The following is an 8,004-nucleotide window of genomic DNA, read 5'->3' as shown; positions in this document are numbered from 1 at the left end:
TTCGTTTCCGTCGCTGCGTTGTCTGCTGAGGAGGCGAACTATACCTCCCGCCCCAGCCTCCGTCAACAGGTATTTTGAGAAAAAGCGACTCGCCGCCGCCCACCTCAACCCAAACCCTTGATCCGCAACGGTTTCGTTTTAACCGGCCCGTCATGATTCTTCGATCCGCCAGCGCGTGGACCTTGTTGGGCGGGCGATGAGGGGCTGCTTTGCCCGGGGATGAGCGATGAAAACGGGGGAATTCCCCGTCGCGGGAGGAGGAAAACCAGGAAACCTGGCTGCCGATGGCGGAAGCCGCCCTTCGGCCAACGTTGGGCCGCGCTCTGTACGGGGGCTTATATATAGACAGGCGGCATGAGTGGCTGAGGAGAGACGGCCGGATAAGGGACACGCCGGATAAAGAACACCATCTTCTGGCAAACCTCACCCACGCACCGGTCGGAGGTTTGCCGAAGGCGGGTTGATATCCCACCTGGCCGCATAGTTACTCTCTGCAAAAAACCTGTGTAGCGTCATTCCAGTCTCCAACCACCATGTGGGCGTAATTGTTGAATGCCCACACACTAATATATGTAGGAGTTCGGGCTATCGACCGATCCAGCCCAGTACGGCGATGATGACGTCGGGGATGTCGCTGCGGCCTGCTTCTGCTAACCTTTACCCTCTTGCAACACGCCATGTCCGCTTCGGGCGGCAATCATCATGCTCAAGTTTGATGTTCTGATCATTGGTAGTGGTCTGGCCGGCATGACGCTGGCCCTGCATCTGGCCGAAACCCGCAAGGTGGGCCTGATCACCAAGCGCGATCTGCTGGAAGGCAGCTCCACTTATGCGCAGGGCGGCATTGCCGCCGTGCTGGATACGGAAGACTCGGTCGAGGAGCACATCCGCGACACGCTGATTGCCGGCGCCGGTTTGTGCAATGAAGAGGCCACCCGTTTCATCGTTGAACACTCCAAGGAGGCGATTGACTGGCTGATCGCGCTGGGGGTGCCCTTTACCAAGGATGAAACTCACCGCACCGGTTATCACCTGACGCGCGAGGGCGGGCACAGTCATCGCCGCATCATTCATGCCGCCGATGCTACCGGCGCTGCCGTGACCTCTACGCTGGGCCAGAAAATCAAGGCTCACCCGAACATAACGGTGCTGGAGGATTACATCGCCATCGACGCCATCACCTCGCGCAAGCTGGGCATTGAAGGCAATCGCTGCTATGGCGTGTACGCGCTGGACAAGCATCTGGACCAGGTGGTGACCATTGCCGCCAAGCATACGATTATGGCGTCCGGCGGCGCGGGCAAGGTGTATCTCTACACCACCAATCCGGATACGGCGACCGGCGACGGCATTGCCATGGGCTGGCGAGCTGGCTGCCGGGTGGCCAATATGGAGTTCATCCAGTTTCACCCCACCTGCCTCTATCACCCGCACACCAAATCGTTCCTGATTTCCGAAGCGGTACGAGGCGAAGGCGGCATTCTGAAACTGCCGGACGGCACCCGGTTCATGCCGGAGCACGATCCGCGCGCCGAACTGGCGCCGCGCGACGTGGTGGCGCGCGCCATCGACTTCGAGATGAAAAAGCACGGCCTGGATTGCGTGCATCTGGACATCTCCTACAAGCCGGCGCACTTCATCAAGGAACACTTCCCCAATATTTACGCGCACTGTCTGGAATTGGGCATCGATATCACGCAACAGCCGATCCCGGTGGTGCCGGCTGTGCATTTCACCTGCGGCGGGCTGGTGACCGACCTCACCGGCCATACCGATGTGGACGCGCTGTATGCGGTGGGCGAAGTGGCTTGCACCGGTCTGCACGGCGCCAATCGTCTGGCCAGCAACTCGCTGCTGGAGTGTCTGGTGATCGGCAAGGCTGCGGCGGAGGACATTCTGGCCGCGCCGGACGTGAAACTGCCAAAGATTCCGGACTGGGACGATAGCCGCGTTACCGATCCGGACGAAGAGGTGGTGATTTCCCATAACTGGGACGAGCTGCGCCGCGCGATGTGGGACTACGTGGGTATTGTCCGCACCAACAAACGCCTGATGCGCGCGCTAAGCCGCATCCGCTTGCTGTCCGAAGAGATCAATGAGTACTACAGCCACTTCCACGTCACCAATGATCTGATCGAACTGCGCAACCTGGTGCAAACCGCGGAGTTGATTGTGCGCTCCGCCCTGCTGCGCAAGGAAAGCCGCGGCCTGCATTACAGCCGGGACTATCCCGGCATGCAGGAAACCACGCAAGAGACGGTGCTGACACCTGAATAAGGCTGCGCCTGCCCCGCAATCAAAAACGACGCCTTTCGGCGTCGTTTTTGATTGTGTTCCAGCTGTCGGCAGTGGCGGGCCATGAATCAGACGCACACACCCGCCGGGCGCTGAAGCAAACGCCATAGGCAATGAGGGCAACCCGTGGCGCACGACCCCGCTCATACGTTGGCCGAAGGAGCGACAGGCGCCAGCGGCAAGGTAAACCAAAATACGCAACCTCCCGCCAATGGCGTACTGACGCTGAATTCTCCGCGATGGAATTCGACGATGGAGCGGCAGATGTTAAGACCGATGCCCATGCCATCCGGCTTGGTGGAATAGAACGGCGTAAACAACTCGTGCTTGATGTTGTCTGCCAGTCCCGGGCCATTGTCCGCCACTTCCACGCGCCAGAACGCCGGCCCCACCACGGTGCGCAACACAATGTGCGGCCGTTTGCTTTGCGCTTCCAACATCGCCTCCATGGCGTTTTTCATCAGGTTTAGCAGTACCTGCTCGATCAACACCGGGTCCATGTCCAGCCGGCAAGCCTTGTGATCCTGCTCGATGATCAGCTGCACACCAGCCTTGACCGCCATAGCCTCGGCCAGCGCCACTGCGCGCATGACCACTCGCGCCGGGTCCACATTCTCCAGTTGCGGTTCGTGCTTTTTGACAAAGGCGCGGATGCTTTTGACGATTTGCCCGGCGCGCTGCGCCTGCTGATGAATGGCCCCCACCGCTTCGCGCACCCCTGCCGGCAAGGTCAGCTCCTCCGGCAAGCGCCGCGCCAGTCCGGCCGAGTAGGTGGTAATGGCGGTCAGTGGCTGATTGAGCTCGTGAGCCAGACTGGACGCCATTTCGCCCATGGCGATGAGGCGAGAGGTGGTCTGGAAGCGCTCCTGCTGCGCCAGCGTTCGCGCAGCCTGCTCGCGCTCTTCGGTGACATCGGCAAGGATGACCAGCCAGGCCGGCTCGCCATTGACCCATTCCAGCCGACGGCGATGGGTCTGGAACCAGCGTTCCGAGTTTTGCAGGGAAAACTCCCCTTGCAGATCGTCCTTTTCCGGGTCGTCATGCAAGCCCGGCAGCAACAGACAGCACGGCGCGTCCGGCTCTTCGGCCAACCATAGCCAAGAGAAGGTTGGGTTGGCGTACAGCAGTTGGCCCGACTCCTGATTCACCACGCACACCCCCGCCTGCATGCCGTTGAGCACAGTGAGGAAACGCTGGTGCGAGGCATTGAGGGCCAGCCGCTGGCGTTTGCGTTCGGTGATGTCGAACAGGGCTGCGATCCATCCTCGATGACTGCCGTCGCGCTCGATCAGCGGCGTAGCGTACAGACGCACTTCGACAAACTCGCCGTTGCTGCACTCAAAGCGCAGCTCGAAGCCCTGCTCCGGTTGCAGGCCGTGCCGTACCGCATCCATGGCCGACTCCATCTGGCCGTGGTCGTCCTTGGGCCAGAACACGTGCGGCGGCTTCTGCCCTACCAGCGCTTCCGGCGGGTAGCCCAGCATTTCGCAGAAGGCGCGGTTCACGCGCAGGATTTGCCCTTCAAAGCTGATGGCCACCAGCCCGCTCTTCATGCAGTCCTCAATGGCTTGCCGCAGCGAGATTTCCGATGCCAGCGCCTGCTCCGCGCGGGAACGCTCCCGCATGTGCCGGCGGATGCGCCAGATGGAATACAGCAAGGCCAGCACCAGCAGGGTAATGAGCGCAGTGAGCACCGGCAGCGTGAGGCCCAGTCCGGAACGATAGCTGACGGCGCGCAAATAGATGCCGAAGCCCGGCGGATCGAAACTGGTCTGGTGTGAAATGGAGCCCGGCCGCTCAGCAGGATCAAACTTGGAAGCCAACACCTTGCCGCCCACGTCGACAAAGCTGATGTAATTTTTGGAAGCAATCCACCACGGCACCTGATGATGCAGGAGCAGATCAAACTGGTACACCAAGCGGATGGAGCCCTTGGAGGCACCGTCCCGCATCACCGGCACGGCAAGATCAAAGCGGTATTTGCCGTCGGCCCGGCGATAGGGTTGGCCATACTCGGCGCGCCGCAACCGGGCGGAACGCCAGATGGCGTCGTATTCGTCGCCGGACAACTGGCGGGCAAGGGGCAGGCTGCCGTGCTGATCGCGCAGCACCTTGCCATCCGCCCCCACCTGCTGCACCAGAATCACCTCCGGATTCTCGCGCATGAAAAAAGCCGCGCTCTGCTCGAAGCGATCTTCGCTCAGGCGATTGGCCGCGACATCCGCCGAGATACCCTCCGCCCACTCCTGATGCCCCTCCATGTGCAAGCGCATGGACTGCTCAAGCCACAGCACCTCCTGAATCAGGTTGTCGCGCTGCTCATCCACCCAGTCCCGGTACACCAGATAAAACAGACTGCCCAGCGCAGCCAGCAAAGCCAAGAGGGTGAGCGTGGCGCTGAGCCAGAGCAAGCGGGGGGAACGGCGGCGGGCCAGAAGATCGATCACGTGCATGGGCGTTAGGGAAAACAGCAATGCCGAAGTCCCCAATGGTGAGTTGTTGCAAGGCCTTCTACTTTACACCCTAACAACGGGCCGCCAACAAGGCTCGTGTTATTACAAAATTCAACGCAAAGACGCAATGGAGAGACTCTCATGAAACTGAAGATCGCCGCACTCGCTCTGACCGCCGCTTTCGGTTTTACCGGCATGGCCAATGCCGCTGGTGAAATCGTCATCAAGTTCAGCCACGTGGTAGCCCCGGAAACGCCCAAGGGCAAAGCCGCCGAATATTTCAAGAAGTTGGCCGAAGAGCGCACCCACGGCAAAGTCAAAGTACAGGTGTATCCCAACAGCCAGCTCTACAAGGACAAGGAAGAGCTGGAGGCGCTGCAACTCGGCGCGGTTCAGATGCTGGCTCCCAGCCTGGCCAAATTCGGTCCTCTGGGCGTAAAGGAATTTGAAGTATTCGACCTGCCTTACGTCTTCGACAATTACGACGAAGTGAACAAGGTGATGCACGGCGCCATCGGCAAACAGCTGCTGACCAAGCTGGAAGGCAAGGGCATCAAGGGCCTGGCTTACTGGGACAACGGCTTCAAGAACTTCTCCGCCAACAAGCCGATTCACGCCCCCGCCGACGTCAAGGGCATGAAGATCCGCATCCAGTCCTCCAAGGTGCTGGAAGAGGAAATGCGCACGCTGGGCGCGCTGCCGCAGGTGATGGCTTTCTCCGAGGTGTATCAGGCCCTGCAGACCGGCGTGGTGGACGGCACCGAGCTGGAAGCTTCCAATCTCTACACCAGCAAGGCCTATGAGGTGCAAAAGAACCTCACGCTCACCCAGCACGGTTTCCTCGGCTACGCGGTGATCGTCAACAAGAAATTCTGGGACGGCCTGCCGGCCGATGTCCGCACTCAGCTTGAGAGCGCGATGAACGACGCCTCCGTCTACGCCAACCGCATCGCCAAGGAAGAAAACGACAAAGCCATCGCCGCTATCAAGGCGTCCGGCAAGACCAAGGTTTACGTGCCCACCCCGCAGGAACGCGCCGCCTTCAAGAAAGCGCTGACCCCGGTGCATCAGAAGATGGCGGACCGTATCGGCCCGGATCTGCTGAAGGCCATCTACAAGGAAACCGGCTTCAATCCCAACAACTGACCACCGGATTGACCAGCAGCGCGACGGCCATGCGCCGTGGCGCTGCTTTTGCCTGGAGACTTGAATCATGATGAAATTCCTCGACCACCTCGAGGAGTGGATGATCGCCCTGCTGATGGCGCTGGCAACGCTCATCACTTTTACCGCCGTGCTGCACCGCTACGGCTCCGGCGTATCCGCTCTGCAACCCATCCTCGCCCACATCAATATGTCCTGGGCGCAGGAACTCACCATTTACCTGTTTGTGTGGATGGCCAAGTTCGGCGCGGCCTACGGCGTGCGCACCGGCATCCACGTGGGCGTCGACGTGCTGATCAACCGCCTGTCCGACAAGACCCGCGCCAAGTTCATCGTGTTCGGCCTGCTGGCCGGCGCGCTGTTTACCGGCATCGTCGGCACGCTGGGCGCCAATTTCGTTTGGGAAATCGCCCATACCGATCAGACCTCACCCGACCTGGAAGCCCCGATGTGGCTGGTTTACCTGGCCATTCCCAGCGGCTCCTACCTGATGTGTTTCCGTTTCCTGCAAGTGGCGTGGCGCTTCATCCGCACTGGCGAACTGCCCAAGCATGAACATGGCCATGTGGATGGCCTGGAAGGCGACGAAGCGCTGGACAACCTCCACCCGCACGACCTCAAGCACGGAGACAAATCATGACCACGCTGATCATTTTCGGCCTCTTGCTGGCCCTGATGCTCACCGGCATGCCCATCTCCATCTCGCTGGGCCTGACGGTACTCACCTTTCTGTTCACCATGACCCAGGTGCCCATCGAGTCGGTGGCCCTGAAACTGTTCACCGGCATCGAGAAGTTCGAAATCATGGCGATTCCGTTCTTCATCCTGGCCGGCAACTTCCTGATGCACGGCGGCGTAGCCAAGCGGATGATCCGCTTCGCCACCACGCTGGTTGGCCACTGGTACGGCGGCCTTGGCCTGGCCGGCGTAGTGTCCTGCGCGCTGTTCGCCGCCATTACCGGCTCATCCGTCGCCACCGTCGTGGCCGTGGGATCCATCATCCTGCCGGCCATGGTAAAACAAGGCTATCCGCAACGCTTCGGCGCTGGCGTCATCACTACCTCCGGGGCGCTGGGCATCCTGTTTCCGCCGTCCATCAATCTGGTGATGTACTCCATCGCCACCGCCGGCATGGAAGTGACCGGACCGGATGGCTCACCGGTCAGCACCGCCTCTGTGGGCCAGCTGTTCATGGCCGGCGTGTTGCCGGGCCTGTGCCTGTCGGTGCTACTGGGCCTGACCACCTGGTACCGTGCGCGCAAGTTCGACTACCCCCGTTTGCCGAAGGCCAGCTGGGCTGAGCGCTTCACTGCGTTCCGCGAGTGCGTGTGGGGCCTGCTGCTCATCGTGCTGGTAATCGGCGGCATCTACACCGGCGTATTCACGCCGACCGAAGCCGCCGCCATGGCCGCCGTCTACGCCTTCATCATCGCCGTGTTCGTTTACAAGGACATGGGCTTGAAGGATGTGCCGCGCGTACTGGTGAACGCCGCCTCCATGAGCGCGATGCTGCTGTATATCATCACCAACGCCGTGTTGTTCTCCTTCCTGATGGCGTCGGAGCAGATTCCACAGGCCATGGCTGCCTGGATGACCAGTCAGGGCATGGGCGTGGTCGCCTTCCTGCTGGTGACCAACATCCTGCTGCTGGCCGCCGGCAATTTCATGGATCCGTCCGCGATTGTGCTGATCATGGCGCCGATTCTTTATCCGGTGGCAGTCAAGCTGGGGGTAAATCCGGTACACTTCGGTATCCTGATCGCCGTGAACATGGAAGTGGGCATGTGCCACCCGCCGGTGGGGCTCAACCTCTATGTGGCCTCAGGGATAACCAAAATGGGCATTACCGAGCTGACCGTAGCCGTCTGGCCGTGGCTGCTCACCATGCTGGGCTTCCTGATCGCGGTCACTTACGTTCCGGGCATTTCCTTGTGGCTGCCCAGAATGCTGGGCATGATGCAATAAACCCATACAGGGCAGATGAGGACAAACAATACGCCGTGGCGCCGCCGCGGCGTATTTTGTCCGACAGGGCGATAGCTCCATAGAGGGTTAGCCCTTATAATGTGCAGTCTAAAAATCTGACGACCAT

The 8,004-nt window shown here is 60.5% G+C and carries 5 protein-coding genes; 4 read left to right on the top strand and 1 reads right to left on the bottom strand.

Annotated features, from left to right (window positions below; translation table 11 throughout):
* Positions 1 to 702: 702 nt before the first annotated feature.
* The gene (gene nadB / locus Q0P52_RS16190) at positions 703 to 2,277 is read left to right on the top strand and encodes an L-aspartate oxidase (RefSeq protein WP_293765274.1); all 1,575 of its coding nucleotides are present in this window, start codon (positions 703 to 705) and stop codon (positions 2,275 to 2,277) included.
* 161 nt (positions 2,278 to 2,438) lie between these two features.
* On the opposite strand, the gene Q0P52_RS16185 is transcribed toward nadB, so the two are convergent.
* Positions 2,439 to 4,769 (bottom strand): PAS domain-containing sensor histidine kinase, encoded by a 2,331-nt coding sequence (locus tag Q0P52_RS16185; RefSeq protein WP_293813774.1) that lies wholly within the window; start codon positions 4,767 to 4,769, stop codon positions 2,439 to 2,441.
* A 120-nt stretch (positions 4,770 to 4,889) separates the two neighbouring features.
* On the opposite strand from Q0P52_RS16185, the gene Q0P52_RS16180 reads away from it, so the two are divergent.
* The 3 genes from Q0P52_RS16180 (at position 4,890) to Q0P52_RS16170 (ending at position 7,877) form a co-directional block, all read left to right on the top strand.
* Entirely contained in the window at positions 4,890 to 5,894 is a 1,005-nt protein-coding gene (locus Q0P52_RS16180) for a TRAP transporter substrate-binding protein (RefSeq protein ID WP_293765271.1), read from the top strand.
* A gap of 67 nt (positions 5,895 to 5,961) precedes the next feature.
* Positions 5,962 to 6,552, top strand: coding sequence for a TRAP transporter small permease (locus tag Q0P52_RS16175; protein WP_293765269.1), 591 nt, complete (start codon positions 5,962 to 5,964; stop codon positions 6,550 to 6,552).
* Positions 6,549 to 7,877: a TRAP transporter large permease subunit gene (locus tag Q0P52_RS16170; RefSeq protein ID WP_293765267.1), complete on the top strand. Its 1,329-nt coding sequence runs from the start codon at positions 6,549 to 6,551 to the stop codon at positions 7,875 to 7,877. The genes Q0P52_RS16175 and Q0P52_RS16170 overlap by 4 nt, the downstream gene beginning before the upstream one ends.
* Positions 7,878 to 8,004 lie beyond the last annotated feature (127 nt).

Source organism: uncultured Aquitalea sp. (genome assembly GCF_945957525.1).
GTDB lineage: Bacteria > Pseudomonadota > Gammaproteobacteria > Burkholderiales > Chromobacteriaceae > Aquitalea.
Note: the sequence above shows the minus strand (reverse complement) of the source record. Positions and strands in the feature narration are given on the sequence as shown.

Coding starts and splice junctions, on each gene's coding strand:
- nadB (WP_293765274.1), top strand. CDS start 703: ATGCTCAAGTTTGATGTTCTGATCATTGGTAGTGGTCTGGCCGGCATG.
- Q0P52_RS16180 (WP_293765271.1), top strand. CDS start 4,890: ATGAAACTGAAGATCGCCGCACTCGCTCTGACCGCCGCTTTCGGTTTT.
- Q0P52_RS16175 (WP_293765269.1), top strand. CDS start 5,962: ATGATGAAATTCCTCGACCACCTCGAGGAGTGGATGATCGCCCTGCTG.
- Q0P52_RS16170 (WP_293765267.1), top strand. CDS start 6,549: ATGACCACGCTGATCATTTTCGGCCTCTTGCTGGCCCTGATGCTCACC.